The following is a 19,007-nucleotide window of genomic DNA, read 5'->3' as shown; positions in this document are numbered from 1 at the left end:
GGTGCTAGTGTCAGATTTTGACCGACAAACCCTTGACAACCTCTCGTCGGACGCGCCCCGGAATCGCCATGTTTCGATATCTGAAAGAACTGCTTTTAATTATTTATCTGTTGCTTTATTTCGAATATTACCTTGACCGCTTAAATGCGATGGGTATTGGTCTGGCAGTACTTCTTTTTGGCGCGATGTTTTTGACGCTGACTTTCGCATTATTACTAACAGCCTATATACGTCAGACTTTCATTCGGCATTTGTTCGCATTAACCCTGTTTATTTCGGCGGTGTTTTTCGATGTTTATACGAGGGTGACCGCCGATTACCTGACCTACAGCAGTTTCGTCTCGCTGGTGTATTCCGGCGGCTTCATTCAGGAAGCGGCGTATCAGTACCGGGGGGCGATCATCCACGGACTGCTCAACGGCTTGCTGCTGTTGTTCGGAATCGGTCTCAAGCCTCGGCACGCGATCCCGGTACCCAATGCCTTGCGGATCGCTGCGCCGTTGTGCGGTGTGTTGCTGCTCAGCGCCGTGTTGTTCGTGCGCGCCGGCGAGGGTGCTCGCGGGTTGCCGATCATGTACACGCCGCTGGCCTATCTGAACCTGTTCGGCTACGAAGCGCTGCACAACACCGTCGGCCCGCGTGAACCGGTGACCCTGGCGCGCAATGGCCCGGCGGTTGGTCACGACATCGTGCTGATCATCGACGAAAGCATTTCCGGCAATTACCTGGACATCAACGCGCCATTCGGTGTGCACAGCAACCTCAAACAGGCCCATGCGGGTGTCGAGATCTTCAATTACGGCTACGCGGCGTCCATCGCCAATTGCAGTGCCGACACCAACATCACCCTTCGCTACGGCGGCACCCGCGCCGACTACATGCGGATCAACAGCACGCTGCCATCGATCTGGCAGTACGCGAAAAAGGCCGGCCTGCGCACGGTCTATATCGACGCTCAGCGCACCGGCGGCAATCTGCAGAACCTGATGACCGACACCGAGAAGAAGGACATCGACGAATTCGTGCAATTCGACCAGACCAGCGTGCGCGACCGCGACATGGCTGCCGCCGCCAAGCTCATCGAACTGCTCAACGACGGCAAGCCGGAGCTGGTGCTGATCAACAAGGTCGGCGCGCATTTCCCGGTGCACGACAAATACCCCGACGCCTTCATGGCCTACCGCCCGACCTTGCCGCGCGGGCAGTTCACGGAAGTCGCCGACACCGGCGAGCGCACCGGTTTCAACGGCCAGCCGGATGACTGGGTGCTGTATCGCAACGCCTACAAGAACACCGTGCTGTGGAATGTCGGCGAGTTCTTCTCGCGGGTGTTTGCCCAGGCCAATCTGAACAACGCGCTGCTGATCTACACCTCGGATCACGGCCAGGATTTGCACGAGCGCGGTAATCCGGGACTGAACACCCACTGCGGCGGCGACCCGGTGGAGGAAGAAGGGCTGGTGCCGCTGGTAGTGATTCAGGGCGATCAGTTGCAGACACTCGACTGGTCGGCGCAACTGGCGGCGAACAAGGATCGCTCCAGTCACTACAACATCTTCCCGACCCTGTTGCAGTTGATGGGCTACGACCTGCCGGGAATCGAAGCGGTGTACGGCAAACCGCTGAGCGTGGCGACGGCGGACGAATTCACTTTCAACTATCGCTTCAACGCGCGGCTGGGCGCCAAGCCCGAGTGGAAACACATCGACCTGAACAGCATCGTCACGCCGGGTGAAGCGCCGACGAGTGTGGCGGTGGGGCAGTAACGCGTCGGTATCCGCTATCCTTGGCCGACACGGATCGATCGGATGGCGGCATGCTCCAGGTTCAAAACGTCTTCAAAAGCTACCTCACCCCACAAGGCCCGTTGCCGGTGCTGCAAGGCATCGACCTGGCGCTCAGGCCCGGCAGCAGTCTGGCGCTGATGGGCGAGTCGGGCAGCGGCAAGAGCACGCTGCTGCATCTGATTGCCGGGCTCGACAAAGTCGACAGCGGCAGCATCAGCAGCGGCGAACATCGGCTGGACCGCATGAACGAGGCGCAACTGGCCAACTGGCGGCGCACCGAAATCGGTCTGGTGTTCCAGCAGTACAACCTGATCGGCAGCCTGCGGATCGAAGACAACCTGGCGTTTCAGGCGCGCCTGGCCGGGCGGCATGACCCGCGCTGGCAGCATCATCTGGTTCAGCGTCTGGGGCTGGGCGAGTTGCTCAAGCGCTATCCAGAACAACTCTCCGGCGGCCAGCAACAGCGGGTCGCGCTCGGCCGGGCGCTGGCCGCGCAACCGAAGCTGCTGCTGGCCGACGAGCCCACCGGCAGCCTCGACGAAGCCACCAGCGACGAAGTACTGCGGCTGTTGCTGGAATTGCTCGACGACACCCCGACCACTTTGCTGATGGTCACCCACAGTCAGCGCGTGGCGGCGCGGCTGGCGGAGCGCGTGGTGCTGTCCAGCGGTCGGTTGACGTGAAGGTTTTCCGCCACGCGTTGATGGCGCTGCTCAGTCACTGGCGGCGCCATCCGGTGCAGTTTTTCAGCGTGCTGACCGGTTTGTGGCTGGCCACCAGCCTGTTGACCGGGGTCGAAGCGCTCAACAGTCATGCGCGGGACAGTTACGCCCGGGCCAGCCAGTTGATTGGCGGCGAACCCCAGGCCAGCCTCAGTACGCCGAACGGCGCGACGTTCCCGCAACAATGGTTCGTTGATCTGCGGCGTCTGGGCTGGCCGGTGTCGCCGATGCTGCAAGGACGCCTGAGTCTCAAGGGCCACGAAAACCAGCGCCTGCAGTTGATGGGCATCGAACCGGTGTCGTTGCCCGGCGACAGCGCTGTGGCCGGGCAGGCGATGCCGATCGAGCGCGTCGTCGAGTTCTTCAGCCCGCCGGGCAGCACCTGGATTTCTCCCGAAACCTTGCGGGCGCTGAACCTCGCCGAGGGCGCGACGCCAACCACCGAATCCGACCAGACGCTGCCGCCGCTGCGAGCGCAAACCGACATGGCCCCCGGTGTGCTGTTGGTGGACATCGGCGTCGCTCAGCGCGTGCTCGAACAACCCGAGCAACTGTCACGCCTGCTGCTGCCAAAGGATTTTCACGCTGACATCCCGGCCGCGTACAAAGGCCAGTTGCAGCTCAAGAGCAGTGGCGAGGAAAACAACCTTGCGCGACTGACCGAGAGCTTCCACCTCAACCTCGATGCGCTCGGGTTTCTCTCGTTCATTGTCGGTTTGTTCATCGTCCACGCGGCTATCGGTCTGGCGCTGGAGCAACGTCGGGGACTGCTGCGCACCTTGAGGGCCTGCGGGGTCAGCGCGCGGATGCTGATCGCTTGCCTGATCGTCGAACTCGGCGCGCTGGCGTTGATCGGCGGATTGTTCGGCGTAGTCAGCGGTTATTGGCTGGCGAGCGTGCTGTTGCCGGATGTCGCCGCCAGCCTGCGCGGTCTGTACGGCGCGGAAGTGGCGGGGCAGTTGCGTCTGAGTCCGTGGTGGTGGTTCAGCGGCATCGGCTTGAGTCTGCTCGGTGCGTTACTGGCCGGGGCCAATAGCCTGCTGCGGGCGGCGCGTCTGCCGTTGCTGGCGGTGGCGGATCCGCAGGCCTGGCATCAGCAACATGCGCGCTGGTTGCGGCGTCAGGGTTGGGTCGCGGGTATCTGTGCAGTTATCGCGCTGGCGGCGCTGGTGTGGGGCAACAGCCTGGCTAGCGGTTTTGTGTTGATGGCGGGGCTGTTGCTCGGCGCCGCACTGGCGTTGCCGGTGTTGCTCAGTGCGTTGCTCAACGGGTTGCTCAGGCGTAGCCGCTCGGTGCTCGGGCAGTGGTTTCTCGCCGATTGCCGCCAGCAATTGCCGGCGCTGAGCCTGGCGTTGATGGCGCTGCTGCTGGCGATGGCGGCGAACATCGGTGCCGGCAGCATGACCGCCGGTTTCCGCCAGACCTTCAACGACTGGCTCGAACAACGGCTCACCGCCGAGCTTTATCTGAACCCGAGCAACCCGGCGCAGGCGCGGGAGCTGTACACCTGGCTCAAACAGCAAGCGAATGTCACCGCGATCATGCCCAACTGGCAGGTCTCTGTGACGCTGCAAGGCTGGCCGGCGGACGTGTTCGGGATCATCGATCATCCGCACTATCGCCAGCACTGGCCGTTGCTCGAATCTCGAGGAGACGACCCGTGGGCGGCGCTGGCCAAGGACGATGCGGTGATGCTCAGCGAACAACTGGCGCGGCGCTTGAAAGTGACGCCGGGCGATCACCTGTCGATTCCCACGCCGGGCGGGTCGTGGTCGCCGCGCATCGTCGGCATCTACGCCGACTACGGCAATCCCAAGGGCCATGTGCTGGTCAACAGCAATCACCTGTTGCGCGGCTGGCCACAGCTGACGCCAAACCGCTTCAACCTGCGCATCGACCCGCCGAACATCCCGGCGTTGCTCACGGCCTTGCAGGCACGCTTCCAGCTTGATGACAGCCGGATCGTCGATCAGGCGCGGCTCAAGGGCTGGTCGGTGCAAGTCTTTGAACGCACCTTCGCCGCGACCGCTGCGCTGAATAGCCTGACGTTGGCTGTCGCCGGTGTGGCGCTGTTCATCAGCCTGCTGACCCAGAGCCAGAGCCGTCTCGGCCAGCTCGCACCGTTGTGGGCGTTGGGTGTGACGCGGCGGCAATTGATGCTGCTCAACCTCGGGCAAACGTGGCTGTTGGCGCTGCTGACGCTGGTGCTGGCCTTGCCGTTGGGCATCGGCCTGGCGTGGAGTCTGGACGCGGTGATCAACGTTCAGGCCTTCGGCTGGCGTCTGCCGCTGCGGGTGTTTCCATTGCAGTTGCTGCAACTGATGGGGCTGGCGCTGCTGGCGACGTTGCTGGCCTCGGCGTGGCCGCTGTATTCGCTGTACCGCACGCAACCGGCGGACCTGCTGAGGACGTTTGCTCATGAAGACTAGGTTTGCGCTGGTGTTTTTGGCGTTGTTGCTCAGTGGTTGCGATAACTCCGCACCGGAGCAGAAGGGCTTTGCCGGGATGGGCGCTCAGGCGCAGGCGTTTACGCCGGTGGTGCCGGGTCGGGTGTTCAGCTTCCCGGCGGATCACGGCGCCCATGACGGTTTTCGTATCGAATGGTGGTACGTGACGGCCAATCTCAAGGATGCGCAGGGCAACGATTTCGGCGTGCAGTGGACGTTGTTTCGCAGCGCTCTGAACGCCTCGCCGCCGCAGCCGGGCTGGGCCAACCAGACGATCTGGCTCGGGCATGCGGCGGTGACCTCCGCCAGCGTCCACCACGCCGCCGAGCGTTATGCCCGTGGCGGCGTCGGGCAGGCGGGGGTGCGTGCAGCGCCGTTCGAGGCGTGGATCGATGACTGGCGTTTCGTCAGTCAGGCGAGCGATCCGCTGGCCGACCTGCAACTCAGCGCCCGGGATAAAAACTTCAGCTATCAACTGCGCCTGACCTCCAGCCGCCCGCTGGTGCTGCAAGGCGACAAGGGTTTCAGCCAGAAATCCGAACAGGGCCAGGCGTCGTATTACTACAGCCAGCCGTTTTTCCAGGCCAGCGGCACCCTGCAGATCGACGGCCAGACCTACACCGTCAACGGCCCGGCCTGGCTCGACCGCGAATGGAGCAGCCAGCCGCTGACCGCCAACCAGACGGGCTGGGACTGGTTCTCCCTGCATCTGGACGGCGGCGAACACGTCATGCTGTACCGCATGCGCCAGAAGGAAGGGGCGCCGTACCTGACCGGCACGTGGATTGCCGCCGATGGCCAGACCGAAACCCTGCACGCCGAGCAGATCAAGCTGACCCCGCAGGACACTGCAAAAGTCTCGGGCCGTTCGATGCCGGTGCGCTGGTCGATCGAGATCCCGACAAGGAATCTGCAGATCACCCTCGATGCAATCAACCCCGACGCCTGGATGAACCTGCGCATTCCGTATTGGGAAGGGCCGGTGCGCCTGAGCGGCAACCGGGGCGGGCAGGGCTATCTGGAGATGACCGGGTATTGATTCCACGCGCCGTGCCGCGAAGGAATCGATTGGAACTCTGTCCGGGATGCCCCCTCTACCGAGGAACATGGCCGAGGATCCGATCAATGAGCGAGGAACTGAAATCTCCAGACCTGACGACCTGGCAGCAGATGTTTGACGATCAGACGTACTGGCAACAATCCCCGGATGCCCATTACTTCGATCTGCAGCGCATTGCTGACGATTTGCTTGGTCAAGGTGCCATCGATCTTGAGCAGTGGCAGATCCTCAGAGCCAAGGCCGATGACCTGCACAAGGACTCACCCGCCAAGAATGTTGCGCGGGAACTCGATGACCCGGATGCCTGAGGAGGTACGACATGAAGACTGTTCCTGATAGCGAGCACCCCGACGAACCTCGTCCGCCGGGTGAAACCGAGCGCGACAACGACGCGCTGCGCCCCACCGATCCCAAACAGCGGCAGAGCTCCGGTAAAGGCACCCCCAGTGGCGAGTCCACGGCGCAGGACACTGCGCAACGATCGCGGAACAGACCCTGAAGCGCGTCTATGCTCACTGGCACATCCGTCGCTGACCACGTTGGCGCCGGGTGTTGCCATCCATCACAGGGAAAGTACCGCTTATGAAGCTCCAAGCACTGACGCACGCGATTGCACTTGCCACTGTCCTTTCTACTGCCAGCTTTTCGGCGGTGGCCGCCGATATACCGCTTTCGGCCGCTGTCGAGGCCGACCGGGTCACCACCAAAGTGCTGGCGGTTGACCCGGCCAATCATCAATTGGTCCTGGAAGGCGCGGAAGGTCGCCAGGTGCACATTCAGCTCAGCGACAAGGCGAAAAACCTCGGTAATTTGAAAGTGGGCGATCTGGTACAGATCGAAGTGACCCGCTCTGTGGCCGCTTATCTGGACACCGACGTGGATAAAGGTCTGCCAGGCTCTACCGAGCGCACGGGTGAACTGCGCAACGCCGTGGGCAGCAGCAACCCCGGTGGCGAGGCCTTCCGCCAGGTTCAGGTGCAACTGAAAATCACCAAAATTGATTTGGCGACAAACCAGGTCACCCTGGAAAACCCGTCGGGCCAGTCGAAAACCCTCAACGTCGAAAAGCCTGAGATTCAGGCCAAACTGAAAGATTTGAAAGTCGGGCAAAGCGTCGTGGTCACTTACACCGATGTATTAAAAGTGACCAGTCAGCATGAAAGTTGAGTATTGACTCTACAGAATGGCTGTTCTTGTACAAGTAATTGTATGAGAACAGTCATATGGAGTATTCGAGGTGATGATGTCAGAAAGTTTGTCGGGAAAAATCGGTAAGCAATGTCCTTTAACTTTTCAGTACATAAATTTCATCTTCAATTAGCACGACATATCCGCCAACTTCCATTAAAATCCCTCCCGTTCGCCCAGTGTCAGGGCTCTTTACCGGTGCATGGATTGCCAGGCCATTACACTGGGCGAACACCTCCTCGGAGTGGAAGCCAAAGAATTCAGATGCAGAAAGGGCGACTTTGAAGTCGCCCTTTTTTATTGTCTTACGATTTGGCGGGTCGCATGCGCTGTTGTAACTGAAGGCGCTTGAGCGTTTCCTGATACATGGTGGTGCGGCGGTGCTGTTTGCCGTATCCACCGATCGCGGCCACGGTGCCGGCCTGAATGTGATCGAGGTAGCGGAAAATCGTCCGCGGCGAGAGGCATTTGATGCCGTAGCCAAGGTTGCTTAAACGATCCTGCAGCGTGTATCCCGGGACCCGGTCGTCCATCGAAAAATGCAGCCCGTGAGCCTTGATCAGCCGTGCATTCCACAAGGTGCAGAAGCTTTTCAGGTGAGTTTCCCGGTAGGGTTTTGGATCCCGGGACGGCAACCCGAAATGCTGTTTTGCCCGGCGGAAATAGTGTTTGAAATAACGAGAAGACAAACGCCAGGTGTCTCTAAGGACGCCGCGATCCAATTGTTCGACGCAACCGACCGCCGCGGTATCCAAAGATTGCATGCACTCATTCATCATCATCGAAAAGACAGTACTGTCAAAAACGAAAGTGTCGGTGTGCAGCAAAAACAGGTAATCGGTTTCAACTTTCGCAAGTGCCAGATCAAGTGCCTTGCCATGAGCAATATGCCCCGCTTCCTTGCCGGGTGAAGGGCGCTCGATCAAGTTGATCCAGTCCAGAGACCGCAAGTAAATCAGGCTTTCATCGGCGGAATCGTTGTCCACCACCCACACCGGAATTTGATTCTCCTTGACGTACTGCTGGAGAAACTCCAGGCACATCCGGGTTATTTCCGGCGTCTTGTAATTGACCAATACAAGGCTGAAGGCGGGCAGTTGTTTTGAGGTGGAATCGATCGCACTCATGGTCCGGGCTCACTTCAAGTTGAAGGGTTCTGCTGACGGCAATCAGCACACAGAACCGCTGCTTTGTGGCCCGGATGGTAGGGACGCAACCTTAGTTCAAGCTTAATTGCTAAGCGCCCGGGCCGGGCGACTTGTTACGGCTTGCGACACCGGCGAGGCGCTTGGCGATCAAGCGCGGTTCCACGGTAAGATGCGCCGCCCTTTCAAGTTCAAGGAAGACAACGGCCCGCGCCGTTCGCCAAGGATGAAACCACTTTCCCTCTACCACCCGGCCCTTTACTGGCTGCGCGTGTGGCAAAAAAGACTGTTCCGCCACATCGCCTGGCATTGCTCGAGCAAACGCTACGCGCGGCCTGCCACGACGTTCGAGCGCCTGCCTTACCGCTACCTCAAACACACCTCAAAACTGATCCGCAAACTCGGCGACTCCAACCTCGCGCTGCAACACAACAAAGTCATCAACCTCAAACTCGCCGTCGCCGCCATCGACGGCGTCACCATCGCCCCCGGCGAATATTTCTCCTTCTGCCGCCTCGTCGGCCGCCCGACCCGCCAACGCGGCTATGTCGAAGGCATGGAACTCTCATTCGGCGAAGCTCGCACCGGCATCGGCGGCGGCATCTGCCAACTCAGCAACCTCATCCACTGGATGGCCATTCACTCACCGCTGGTCGTCATCGAACGCGCCAACCACAGCTTCGACCCCTTCCCGGACGACGGCCGCGTCCTGCCATTCGGCTCCGGCGCGGCGATCTTCTACAACTACATCGACCTGGTACTGCACAACCCGACGGATCGCAGCTTTCAGCTGAAGTTGAAAGTGGGGGAGACGCAGTTGGAGGGGGAATTGTTGTGCGACCGGGAGCGGGCTTATCGGTATCACGTGTTTGAAGTGGGGCATCGGTTTGTGCGGGAGGGGGAGCGGGTGTATCGCGAGAATGAGATTTGGCGGGAGGTGCGGGAGAAGGGGCAGGTGGGGGCGTTGGTGGAGAGGGAGCGGTTGTATGGGAATCGGGTGGTGGTTAAGTATGAGGTCGGGGAACAAGTCATTGAAAGGCAGCAGTAGGTTGTGTTTTTGCCTTAGGGTTTTGAGTCTGTGACGGAAATAACGCAATTACGGGTTTAGGTAGGGATACGTTTCGCCGCATAGGTGAAACGTATCGTCCAGATAATAAACTCCGGAAATCGAGTTTATTACCAGTTCTAGCTTTCCCTTTGATGGGAATAGCAAATAGAACAGCTCAAAGAATAAATAGTCTTTGATGAGGGTTGCTGCTACGTCTGGGCGGTTTCTTATCAGGGTTGAAAGTGGCGGGTAATTGCAATCTCGTAATGCGGGGATGTCGGCGTAGCCTTGTTTGTTATCGTCTTGTATGCATTCGGCGATGAATGCATTTGTCAGCTCGTGGAATTGCTCGGGCAGTTCGTGAGTTTTTATTGATAAAGTATATTTTTTGGTATTTTTGGAGAGCGGTTCACCGAAGCCAAGGCTGCGGTAGGTTACAGAGGTTGGGTCAATGATGTTGTTTTCTGATTTGAAGATCATGATTTTTTAATCGCGGGAGGAAACGAAGGGGATGCTGTATGTACGCAATCGTGGTCGTCTACATAAGTTAAGAAGCTAAGGGCTGTATTAGTTATCCAGAATGGAAAGCCAGTCGTTTCTGAAAGCAATATTTTCAAATCGGATGATGACTGAAGCGTCCAGGCATGGATTTGGTTGTCGAGGACGATTAATTTTGGTTTCTCAGAAGGGTATAGGAGATCGACTTTTTTCCAAAAGTTTGGGTCGTGTTGTTTTGTTACGGATTTTAGATTGAAGGGGTCAAGGGTTTTTGTGTTGGAGTAAAAGAAGCAGGTTTTTATGTCTGAGATTATTTTTTCTAATTCAATGTCTTTGATTTGCTGGTTTTTTAGATTGTTTGTTTCAAGTGCTGATGTGATTTCTTTTTCCAAGTAACTCATCGAGATATTCCTGTTGTTTTTTTTGAAGCATAAATAGAAGTGAGTCTGTTCCCTTTGTGGAGTGTTTTAATTATTGATTGTAAATTCGATAGCCAGCGTCAAAGTTGCTAGTGGTGTGAGTGTTGCTATATGTGGAGTCGAATAGGCCTGTGAGAGGTGGTTGAGTAGGTTTTTCTATTGAATTTAGTTTTTCTAAAGCCTTTTGAAACTCCGGGTAGCTTTCTATGTATGTGTAGTCTGATGAGTTAAATTCAAGTGTTATAGTATTGGGTGAAATGAATGCGAAGTTAATCAAGAGCTCCGGGGTCGAAAAAATTCTTCCGCTGATGTCGTAAATCTTGTCTCCGGTATTTAATTTTTTGCCGTAGCGCTCGTGGGTTAAATACCCGTGATCTTGATTTGATAGTCGCAGTAGTTTTTCGTAGCCTTTTATTGACTCAAAGGAAATACAGGCTTGTCTTATTATAAGGAAGCCGTGTTCGGTCATGTTCTCCAAAAACGTTGAGTTCTGCCTGTTGATCGAATCGATTAAGGGCTCGTCGATCAGGTTAAGTACAAAATTTGATAGCTTAAGGCGAAATTTTTCCTGAGGGTTCTCGATGGGTGGGATGCTGATACAGCTTATAATCCCGCCTGCGTTATCGGAGTCGATTGCGCCAAAGCACTCTGTGATATCAATTGAGAAAATCATTGCGCTCTCCAGCGAGAACTGAATACACCTATAAGATGTTGGAGGTGGATGTTTTTAATCTTCTTTATTCCATTCCGCATGGGTCTCAATGGCTATTTTTAGCCACGCGCTAAAGTCAGGATGTTCTCCGTGAAGCTCCCACCCCTCTGAAGCATATGCATGTATTATTAGCACTTTTGGATTGCCGGATAAATCATCACCGTCAAAGCAAGCAATATCATCATTGGCGTTGAACTTTGCGAAAGGAACTAACGTGCGGTTGGGATACAGATTTTTTAGCGTGTTGTGCCAGTAATTTATTTTTCCCTCTTGATATATTAGTAGCCACCAAGGTTCAATGTCCGGTTCAGGTTCCGTAGTCGCGAATTCTATAAATGTACTAGGGAAGTTGTAGTTTTTCAGGTGTTCAATGTTGAGAGAAATTTTCATTTTGCCTGTTGGTTTTGAAATGCGGAAAAGGGACGGGGGAAGATTTATTTTCTTTAACGAATAATAAATCTGCCCTCTTCAATTTGGTTCTATTTAAAGTTGCGCGCTGCTGGCTTTTTTTAGAAGGTTTTCAAGTTCTGGATAGGATTCGAGTTCTTCGTGGTTTAGAGAGTTAATAATAGCTTGTATTTTTTTTGCGTATTTATTCTCGATTGGGACTTCACTCCAGTCCAGTTCTGAGGCAGAGACTATTAATACTTCGGTAAATGGAGAGTCCAAAAGTTTCTTTAGAATTTCAATTGCCTGGGTGGAGCGATTCTCTCCAAGTGCCGCAGCACTTCGCTCCTGCCAATACTCTTCCCTTGATAGGATCGTGTCATTAAGCCGGTTCCAGTCTTCAGCGCTGAATTTTCCTAGAACTCCTTTGGCTACCTGCTCTGTAATGTATTCATTCCAGTTAGAATCCTCGCTTTGTCCCAGCCAGTAGTTGTATTCATCGAAGGCCTTGCTGTCCATGATTTGTCTCAATTCAAATAGGAGGCGACATAGGTGAGTCGCCAGCTGGGAAGGAGGATGTGATAACGCCGTCGTCTTTGAGTACTTGCCACTGCACGCCGTCAACTGTTTTTGTATGCAAAGTTGTGGTGATACCATCAACTTCTCGCATGAAAACACCAGGTGTTGCTGCTACCTCGTCGGTCACCCAAAGTATCTTTTCGTTGCTCCAGGTTTTAGGTGCGAGTGTATGCTTTCCACCTTTTTTGGCGGACATGCCAGTAGTGCCGTCTTTTCGTTCAAGAATCATTTTGAAGTCTTCGACTTTTATCGTACCGTCCGGATTTGTCAGCAAAACGTTCATTTGGTGGTCGGGAGATGTCAGTACCTCAGAGGAGTGGCCTCCAATTGGTTTGTTACTATTTGGACTGCGAGTGCCGAACAGTATTTTGTTCTGCATCTGTGCTGGAATTGGGCCAGTGTATGGACGATTGTACGGGTCCGGTGGAGCTTTTCCTTCGTCATGTTCAGATTTTTGAGAGTCGTCTGACTTTTAGGAGCGATAAGGGGACAGATTTATTTTCTTCAGCTAATAATAAATCTGTCCCTTTTGGATTGTTTACCAGAGATCAATTCGGCCGCATTTGAACTCGATTAGGTCGCCAGTATTTATGCCGCCGGGTAAGTAATCATCGATTAATAATTTGATTCCACCCACGGCCACCAGATGCTCTGATGCATTTATTACTCTGGCAATTACTTTTCGAGATAGTCCAGGTTTTTCTGTGTTCCAGATCCCTACTGGTGACTCGCTTTCGCAGATCATTGCTTCTTTCAACGAAAAAACATGCAATGGATCATTTATTGTTTCTCCAATGTTCGCGCTGCATGGTTGAGAAAATGCAACGCAGGTAAAGTTTCCGTCGCTGATCTCAACTTCCGCCTCAGCCGAATCTCTGGATATCCAACTGATGTCCTTTATTAACATTTCTATTTCTCTGGTTTTAATCCGTACGGAGACTTCCATCCGATCTGAGGGTTTGCTCCGATCGTGTCTGTTTTTACCGATTTCGGTTGTGCTTTCCACCCTAAACTCGGAGCTTTATTTTCAAAGAATGAAATGGGTTTGAGGTGCATCGTAGTAATTTCTCCAGTAGCCCTATCGACCCCAACGAGCAAACCTTTTGCACTTCCAACCCCTCCAGGAATTGCGACGTAAGCGTTTAACTCAGGTGTAAACGTCCCGTTCCGAATAACGGAGTTGGCATCAGCCACATACTGTTCGAGTGTGTAGTTGTCGTGGCCTAGCGTTTGCCCAATTTCCTCTCCATGCTTCTCAAAGTGACGTACATCCTCTCCGGGTTTAAATTTTCTGTCAGCAATAGGCGGAGTTGGCGTCCCTTCTTTTACCTTCGGTACATCCTCTGGTTTCTTTGATGATCCAGACCCACCTTCGTTTCCTCCTGGGCACTCAGTTTGCCCCAGCGGGTCTATCCAGCCAGTAGGGTTAGTCACGTACTGGTAGCTATTTAACCCACCCGCAAGCTTGATCGGATCCGGTGTCAAAAACCGCCCAGTACCCGGATTGTAGTAGCGATGACGGTTGTAGTGTAGGCCCGTCTCGGCATCAAAGTACTGACCTTGGAATCGCAACGGGTTGTCGATTTCACTGACATCCAGCGCAGCGAGGTTGCCGTACGCACGGTACTTCGCCGACCACATGATCTCGCCACTGTAGTCGGTGAGTTCCTGCGGTGTGCCCAGATGATCGAGTTGATAGTAGAACGGCGTTGCCTTACGCGGGCCTTCGCCGTCGAGCATCGCGAGCGGGCGGAAGCTGCCGGGTTCGTAGATGTAAGTGCGATAACGGTTGTCCGCGCTTTCGGCGATCAGGCGTTCGCCTTGCCACAAGAATTCGGTGGTATGGCCATCGACAGTTTTCTCGATGCGGCGACCGAAGGGGTCGTACTTATAGGATGCATTGCTGCCGCCCGGCAGGCTGACACCGATCAGTCGATGCTGGCAGTCGTAGCGGTATTCGGTGACAAGTTTCTGTCCGGTGCCACGGCGTTCGCGGATCAGGTTGCCATAGGCGTCGTAGTCGTAGTGGCGGTCGCCCTGCATCAGCAGGCGATTGCCTTTGACGTTGGCGAGGTTGGCTGTGCCTTCGTTGTTCTGGCCGAGCAGGTTGCCGGCCGGATCGTGGGCGAACGTTTCAGGTGTCGCGCCACGTACGCTGGTCAAGCGGTCCAGCGGGTCGTAGTGGAAGCTGCGGTTGCCTTTTCGGCTGTCGTCGATGCCGGCGAGGTTGCCGTTTGCGTCGTAGTTATAGCGACGCTGGAACAGGTTTTTTTCACGCTGGCTGACGCTGTGCGCTTGCAGGCGACCTTGTTCGTCGTACTGGTACTGGCTGAGCAACAGTCCTTGCTGGCGCTGCTGCTCGCGACCGGCATTGAATTGGTGGCTGGTCAGGCGTGAGCCGTTGAGGTCGATGCTACTCAGACGTCCGCCTGACAAATGGCGGTAGTCGAGTGTGCTGCCGTCGGGGAGGCGGCAGTGACTCAGTTGCCCGACGCTGTCGTATTCGTAACGTGTGGTGCCCCAACCCTGGTGTTCGGTGATCAGGCGATCCTGCACGTCGTATTCGTAGGCAAGCGGCCAGTGCCCGTCGTTGACATTCACCAGACGGCCCAGGGCATCGTAGCTGTAGTGAATCTCTTCGCCATCGGCGAGGGTTTTCACCAGCAGTCGACCGGCAGCATCGCGCTGATACTCGGTAACCAGTTCGCTGCCGTCATCGCCGAATTCGGTCTTCTTCAGCAACTGGCCATTGAGATCGTATTCGTACGCGGTGCGGCGGCCGTCGAATCCGGTTTCCTGCTGGATCAGGCCGTTGGCGTAGTAGTCGAGCTTGTAGTGCTCGCCGCGTTCGTTTTCGATTTCAGTGAGCAGTAGGCCCGCGTTGTCGTAGCGATAGCGCAGCTGGCTGCCGTCGGGATTGATGCGGCGGCTGACCAGATGCAGGTTGTCGGCGTATTCGTAGCGTGTAATGCGGCCGAGCTCGTCGCGTTCAGCGGTGACGCGTCCGTAGGGATTGTAGGTGAAAGCCCGGGTGGCACCGCCGGGGAGGGTGATCTGGGTCAGGCGATCGACGGCGTCCCATTGGTAATGGGTAATGGCGCCGAATTCGTCCTGCCGGGTGATCTGGCGTCCGAGTGCGTCATAGCGATACTTGCGCTGACCACCGTCCGGAAGGCGCTCCTCCAGTAATTGGCCGAGGTTGTTCCAGCCCAGTTGATGGCGGCTGCCATCAGGATGGTGAATTTCTAGCAAGCGGCCCTGGCGGTCGTAGCTGTAGCGGGTTTCGTTGCCCTGTGGGTCTATTTGCTGGGTGATGTCGCCTTGTTGATTGCGGTCGTACTGCCAACGGGCCTTGCCACGTTTGACTTCAATCAGTTGACCATCGAAATAGTTGTAGTGGGTCGGTTCTTCTTCCGGCGGGATGACAGCCATCAATCGTCCGGCATCGCTGTATTGATACTCGGTGATGGCCCCCATTGGATCTTTTACAGCAACAAGACGCCCCTCAGCGTCATAGGCGTTTTGCGTTTCAGCACCATCGGCAGCGGTTTCACTGATCAGGCGTGCATTTTCGTCATGCACGTAAACCTGTTCACTGCCATCGGCGTTGTGAACCGTTACCGTGCCCTTGTCATCCCACTCGTAGCGAGCTTCCAGTTGGGAGTAGTTGGCCCAATGACGTACGCAGCGGGAGAGTTTGCCTTCACGTTCCCATTCCCAGAAGAAACTGGCGCCACCGGCCAGTTGCCGCTCAAGAATGACGTGCTGATCGTTATAACGGTAATGCTCGGTTTCGCCTGCAGCGTTGGAGGCCGAGACCAATTGATTGCTAGCGTTGTAGCGATAGGTGACGAGGGTCTGAATGGTCAGCCACGGATCCTGGCGCTCACCACGCTCGTCATACTCGGAACGCTGTTGTTGCTGATCCACGGCAACGATATGGCGATCGTCGTAGCGCAACAGCAACGCGCGGCCAGCACCGTTATCGATGCGCTGGATCCGCCCCACGAGGTCATAGCTGATATGCACCTGATTTCCGTACGAGTCACTGACCGTCGTCAGGCGGTCTGCGCGGAAGTGATAAAAGCGTGGTTTTGCTCCTGCTTGGGTGAGGATCAGTTCACCCGGCGCGCTGCCCAGATAAATCGCCGCCTGAGCCAGACTGTTGGTAATGGCTGGACGTTGTTCGGTCGGCATCGGGAAGCGGGTCTGACGGTTTTCGTTATCAGTCCACAACACGCCTTCATCGTTGATTTGCAGGCGATGGGATAGGGAGTGGCTCCAGCCATGGCCGAGACGCCCGTCGATTTCAACCGCGCTGCTGCGATAGAGACGTGTCCATTCAATGGGTAGCAGCCCACCCAATACGCCGTCAGTGAGCGTCAGCAATTCCTCGCCGGTAACCATCGATACCGGTTCACCGTTAGTGCAGGTCTTATCGGCGCACTGAGCAGGTTGATCCGCTGGGTTTTTGGACTGGTTGGGCGCGTTGTCTACTTTTTCCTGTTGTTGAGCGCGGGTGCTGTTTTCCTTCTTGCCGCGTGCATGAATCTGCGCATCCGTCTCTACAGCACCTCCGGAAACGGGTGGTTTTTTCTTTGGTGGTGTGGCGGTCTCTGCGGGTTTTGGAGGCGCAATTTCTACGCTCGCCTTTCTCGCCTGGTTCAGTGGCGAATTGCCGTTGAGCATCAACGGTTTCGCCGTATCGGCGTGTGCTGTCGCATTCTTCTTGCTGATCTTCATCAGCATCGACGTGAAGTCTTCAATCAGTGTCATGACCTTGCCGCTGTTCCTTGCAGCATTAAGGCCCTTGGTGCCAATACGGACGGCCAAACCGATCCCGCCCGTCAAAACAATACCGATCAGGATGTTCAGCAGTACTTCCGTAGTCAGTTCTGCCAGCACTTCAGTGCAGGTCTGCGGAGGCAGCATTTTGACCCACGCTACGATAGCTGCGACGTAGATCCACATAAGTGGCTCGTCACTGGCGATCAGCAGGGCTGTTTGAATGGCTTCTTTTGAAGCGTTATAGATCTTCTTTATCTGTTCTTCGGTGAAGAATTTTTTGAGTTTTTCGTAGTTTTCCCGAGGGTGTGCAACCAGGTCGTACAGACTTTTGATGTCCCCCCACAGCCCCATAATCGCCTTGAGGAACCCCTTCCACGCCGACTCCAATTGCTGCAATGCCCGTCCAGCCATGGATGCATTGGTATGCGCTTGCCAAAGTGGCAGAAAGTCGGTGGTCCACTCTGTTTGCAGCCAGCCGCTAAGGTCCCCGATTACGCCTTGATAGGAGTTGAACAGGCTATCGATCTGAGCCTTGGTGGGATTCGGGAAAAAAGTGATTTCATATTGCTGATGCGGTTTGAGGCCAGTGACCTCCAGAATCCCGCTTGGACCGATTTTGACGTTGATCGGTTGACCGACTTCGTTCTTTCCGTAGAGCTTGCCATTCTCCACCGGCACCAGTCGCACCGGCGTATTGCCGATAGGTACAAAACGCGCAGACTCAAAACTATGTACAAGTTTGAGTTTGCCGTTGGCAGGGCAGTTGGCATAAAGGGTATTTTCCTTTTTGCTGTCCTTGTCCGCCGTGCCGACTTCGTCACCGACCTTGAACTGCTGCTCTGCGTCCAGAATACCGCCGTACCAGGCTTCGGCATGCTCGCGATAATCTTTCAGACACTTCTTGAAGTCGCTGATGATGGCCTGAGCATCAGGCTGTTTTGCATTGAGATTGGCAACAATCTCACCCATCAAAATGCTCATACAGCCACCTCACTTTCCAGATGGGCCTTCAGCAGGCCGGTAAAATTTTCTTCCGTGAGTGGCGTGCGTTTTACGAAACGCGCCACTTTCTTTTGCAGGTTCGATTCAGGGAACGAGAAGTACAGGTCGGCATGTTCGTCCAGCAGCCACTGCATCATGTTGCCGATCACGGTCGACGGGTTTTCGGCCATCAAGCTGTCCAGCAGGTCTTTCGGCACCTCCCACCACGGCCAATCCCTCACCTTCGGCACCACCCTCGGTCCGACTTCCAGGCTCCGCCCATTAATCAGGTACCGCTCAAACACCGGCAACACTTCCCCAGCCGTCTCACCCAACCCCTCAAGAATCGGATAGATATGCCGTCCATCCCAGAACCGGAAAAACACTTCGGTCCCGTCCGGCATCTTCACTTGGGTCAAGCTGCGCAGGTGTTCGAAAACTTCGTTGGGCTCCGAGCGGGAGACCGCCAGCCAGCCCCAGTCGAGGGCGTCGGTTTCGGTGATCCAGGGCAGGAAGGCCGAGCTGGCTTGGAGTTCGGCGACGTATGGCATCACCGGTTGCCAGGTGGAGTAGGGTGTTCCGCCCCAGACGGGAATGGCCTGCACGGACGGTTCGCTCTGATACAAGGCCTTGAGCGCTTCTGCATCGCTCGCGGCGCTGATGACCAGATACAGACGCTCATCTTTTTGCAGCGGCTGTTGTGCCAGCCAATCCTTGGGTGTCAGTCGATTAGATGGCACAGGCACCTGCCTTGCATTTTTCGCACTCTTCGCAGAACGGTGCATTACGTTTGAGGGTGTTGATTTGCGCCGGGGTCAGTACGGCACCAGCCTTGTCGGCATCCGCCTGTTTCAACACGCCCGGCATCAACGGGGCGGCGCCGGTGCCGCTGCCTGGTCCGCCGCCGGAGTTGATGTTGATCGCCGGCCCACTCATGGTCACGCCGCCGCCATCGATCTTGATGAAGCTGCCACCGCCGACCAGCGTCAGTTCAGCCCCAGCCTCCAGCACCACTTTCATGCCGCTGCTCAGGTGAATTTCCTGGCCGGCGTCGATGAATTGCCCGGTGCCGATCTTGATGTGCTGGTTCACGCCCACGGTCAGGTGGTCGTTGGCCCGCGTTTCGACTTTGCGGTCTTCGTAAACCGTGTGGTGTTCTTCGGCCTTGAATTCCGTGTAGCTGTTCTTTTCCACGACGTCGTGGCGTTCGTTGCCGACGCGGATTTTCTGGTCGTGTTCGATGTTC

The 19,007-nt window shown here is 55.9% G+C and carries 18 protein-coding genes and 1 pseudogene; 8 read left to right on the top strand and 11 right to left on the bottom strand.

All coding sequences use genetic code 11. The features are described from left to right. Window positions 1-68 precede the first annotated feature (68 nt). The 7 genes from CAF74_RS27430 to CAF74_RS27400 all read left to right on the top strand — a co-directional run bounded on the left by CAF74_RS27430 (window position 69) and on the right by CAF74_RS27400 (window position 7,183). On the top strand, window positions 69-1,766 hold the full coding sequence (locus tag CAF74_RS27430) for a sulfatase-like hydrolase/transferase (protein WP_085748431.1): 1,698 nt from the start codon (window positions 69-71) through the stop codon (window positions 1,764-1,766). A 50-nt stretch (window positions 1,767-1,816) separates the two neighbouring features. Next, on the top strand, window positions 1,817-2,470 hold the full coding sequence (locus CAF74_RS27425; protein WP_085748430.1) for an ABC transporter ATP-binding protein: 654 nt from the start codon (window positions 1,817-1,819) through the stop codon (window positions 2,468-2,470). Further along, window positions 2,467-4,938, top strand: coding sequence for an FtsX-like permease family protein (locus CAF74_RS27420; RefSeq protein WP_085748429.1), 2,472 nt, complete (start codon window positions 2,467-2,469; stop codon window positions 4,936-4,938). The genes CAF74_RS27425 and CAF74_RS27420 overlap by 4 nt, the downstream gene beginning before the upstream one ends. Continuing rightward, entirely contained in the window at window positions 4,928-5,995 is a 1,068-nt protein-coding gene (locus CAF74_RS27415) for a lipocalin-like domain-containing protein (protein WP_085748428.1), read from the top strand. The genes CAF74_RS27420 and CAF74_RS27415 overlap by 11 nt, the downstream gene beginning before the upstream one ends. 86 nt (window positions 5,996-6,081) lie before the next feature. Beyond that, the gene (locus CAF74_RS27410; RefSeq protein ID WP_085748427.1) at window positions 6,082-6,324 is read left to right on the top strand and encodes a hypothetical protein; all 243 of its coding nucleotides are present in this window, start codon (window positions 6,082-6,084) and stop codon (window positions 6,322-6,324) included. Window positions 6,325-6,335: 11 nt separating this feature from the next. Beyond that, window positions 6,336-6,515 carry a hypothetical protein gene (locus CAF74_RS27405; protein WP_085748426.1) on the top strand — a complete coding sequence of 60 codons (180 nt, stop codon included), beginning with the start codon at window positions 6,336-6,338 and terminating at the stop codon, window positions 6,513-6,515. 83 nt (window positions 6,516-6,598) lie between these two features. After that, the gene (locus tag CAF74_RS27400; protein WP_085748425.1) at window positions 6,599-7,183 is read left to right on the top strand and encodes a hypothetical protein; all 585 of its coding nucleotides are present in this window, start codon (window positions 6,599-6,601) and stop codon (window positions 7,181-7,183) included. A gap of 326 nt (window positions 7,184-7,509) precedes the next feature. On the opposite strand, the gene CAF74_RS27395 is transcribed toward CAF74_RS27400, so the two are convergent. Then, window positions 7,510-8,331: a glycosyltransferase gene (locus tag CAF74_RS27395; protein WP_085748424.1), complete on the bottom strand. Its 822-nt coding sequence runs from the start codon at window positions 8,329-8,331 to the stop codon at window positions 7,510-7,512. 244 nt (window positions 8,332-8,575) lie between these two features. On the opposite strand from CAF74_RS27395, the gene CAF74_RS27390 reads away from it, so the two are divergent. After that, a complete protein-coding gene (locus CAF74_RS27390; protein ID WP_085748423.1) occupies window positions 8,576-9,397 on the top strand; it encodes a VanW family protein in 822 nt (273 codons plus the stop codon). Window positions 9,398-9,445: 48 nt separating this feature from the next. Here CAF74_RS27390 and CAF74_RS27385 read toward each other — a convergent pair whose 3' ends face one another. The 10 genes and pseudogenes from CAF74_RS27385 to CAF74_RS27350 form a co-directional block, all read right to left on the bottom strand. After that, window positions 9,446-9,877, bottom strand: a complete 432-nt coding sequence (locus CAF74_RS27385) for a hypothetical protein (RefSeq protein ID WP_085748422.1) — start codon at window positions 9,875-9,877, stop codon at window positions 9,446-9,448. After that, window positions 9,874-10,296: a hypothetical protein gene (locus tag CAF74_RS29150; RefSeq protein WP_139832936.1), complete on the bottom strand. Its 423-nt coding sequence runs from the start codon at window positions 10,294-10,296 to the stop codon at window positions 9,874-9,876. Before CAF74_RS29150 ends, CAF74_RS27385 begins: the two co-directional genes overlap by 4 nt. Window positions 10,297-10,366: 70 nt before the next feature. Then, a complete protein-coding gene (locus tag CAF74_RS27380; protein ID WP_085748421.1) occupies window positions 10,367-10,987 on the bottom strand; it encodes a hypothetical protein in 621 nt (206 codons plus the stop codon). Window positions 10,988-11,041: 54 nt separating this feature from the next. Beyond that, entirely contained in the window at window positions 11,042-11,416 is a 375-nt protein-coding gene (locus tag CAF74_RS27375) for a hypothetical protein (RefSeq protein ID WP_085748420.1), read from the bottom strand. A 93-nt stretch (window positions 11,417-11,509) separates the two neighbouring features. Beyond that, the gene (locus CAF74_RS27370) at window positions 11,510-11,932 is read right to left on the bottom strand and encodes a hypothetical protein (protein WP_085748419.1); all 423 of its coding nucleotides are present in this window, start codon (window positions 11,930-11,932) and stop codon (window positions 11,510-11,512) included. Between the two features lie 13 nt (window positions 11,933-11,945). Beyond that, on the bottom strand, window positions 11,946-12,371 hold the full coding sequence (locus CAF74_RS27365; protein ID WP_256578414.1) for an EndoU domain-containing protein: 426 nt from the start codon (window positions 12,369-12,371) through the stop codon (window positions 11,946-11,948). Between the two features lie 159 nt (window positions 12,372-12,530). Further along, complete coding sequence (locus tag CAF74_RS29145) at window positions 12,531-12,899, bottom strand: hypothetical protein (RefSeq protein WP_134023982.1); 369 nt, start codon at window positions 12,897-12,899, stop codon at window positions 12,531-12,533. 2 nt (window positions 12,900-12,901) lie between these two features. Then, complete coding sequence (locus CAF74_RS27360; RefSeq protein WP_085748418.1) at window positions 12,902-17,761, bottom strand: RHS repeat-associated core domain-containing protein; 4,860 nt, start codon at window positions 17,759-17,761, stop codon at window positions 12,902-12,904. After that, entirely contained in the window at window positions 17,758-18,501 is a 744-nt protein-coding gene (locus CAF74_RS27355; protein ID WP_085748417.1) for a DUF4123 domain-containing protein, read from the bottom strand. Before CAF74_RS27355 ends, CAF74_RS27360 begins: the two co-directional genes overlap by 4 nt. Further along, window positions 18,491-19,007: pseudogene (locus CAF74_RS27350) on the bottom strand (DUF2345 domain-containing protein); the annotation flags it as partial. The pseudogene CAF74_RS27350 and the gene CAF74_RS27355, both read right to left, overlap by 11 nt.

Source organism: Pseudomonas sp. R45(2017), from assembly GCF_002112305.1.
GTDB lineage: Bacteria > Pseudomonadota > Gammaproteobacteria > Pseudomonadales > Pseudomonadaceae > Aquipseudomonas > Aquipseudomonas paraglycinae.
This window is presented reverse-complemented; position numbering and strand designations above follow the sequence as displayed.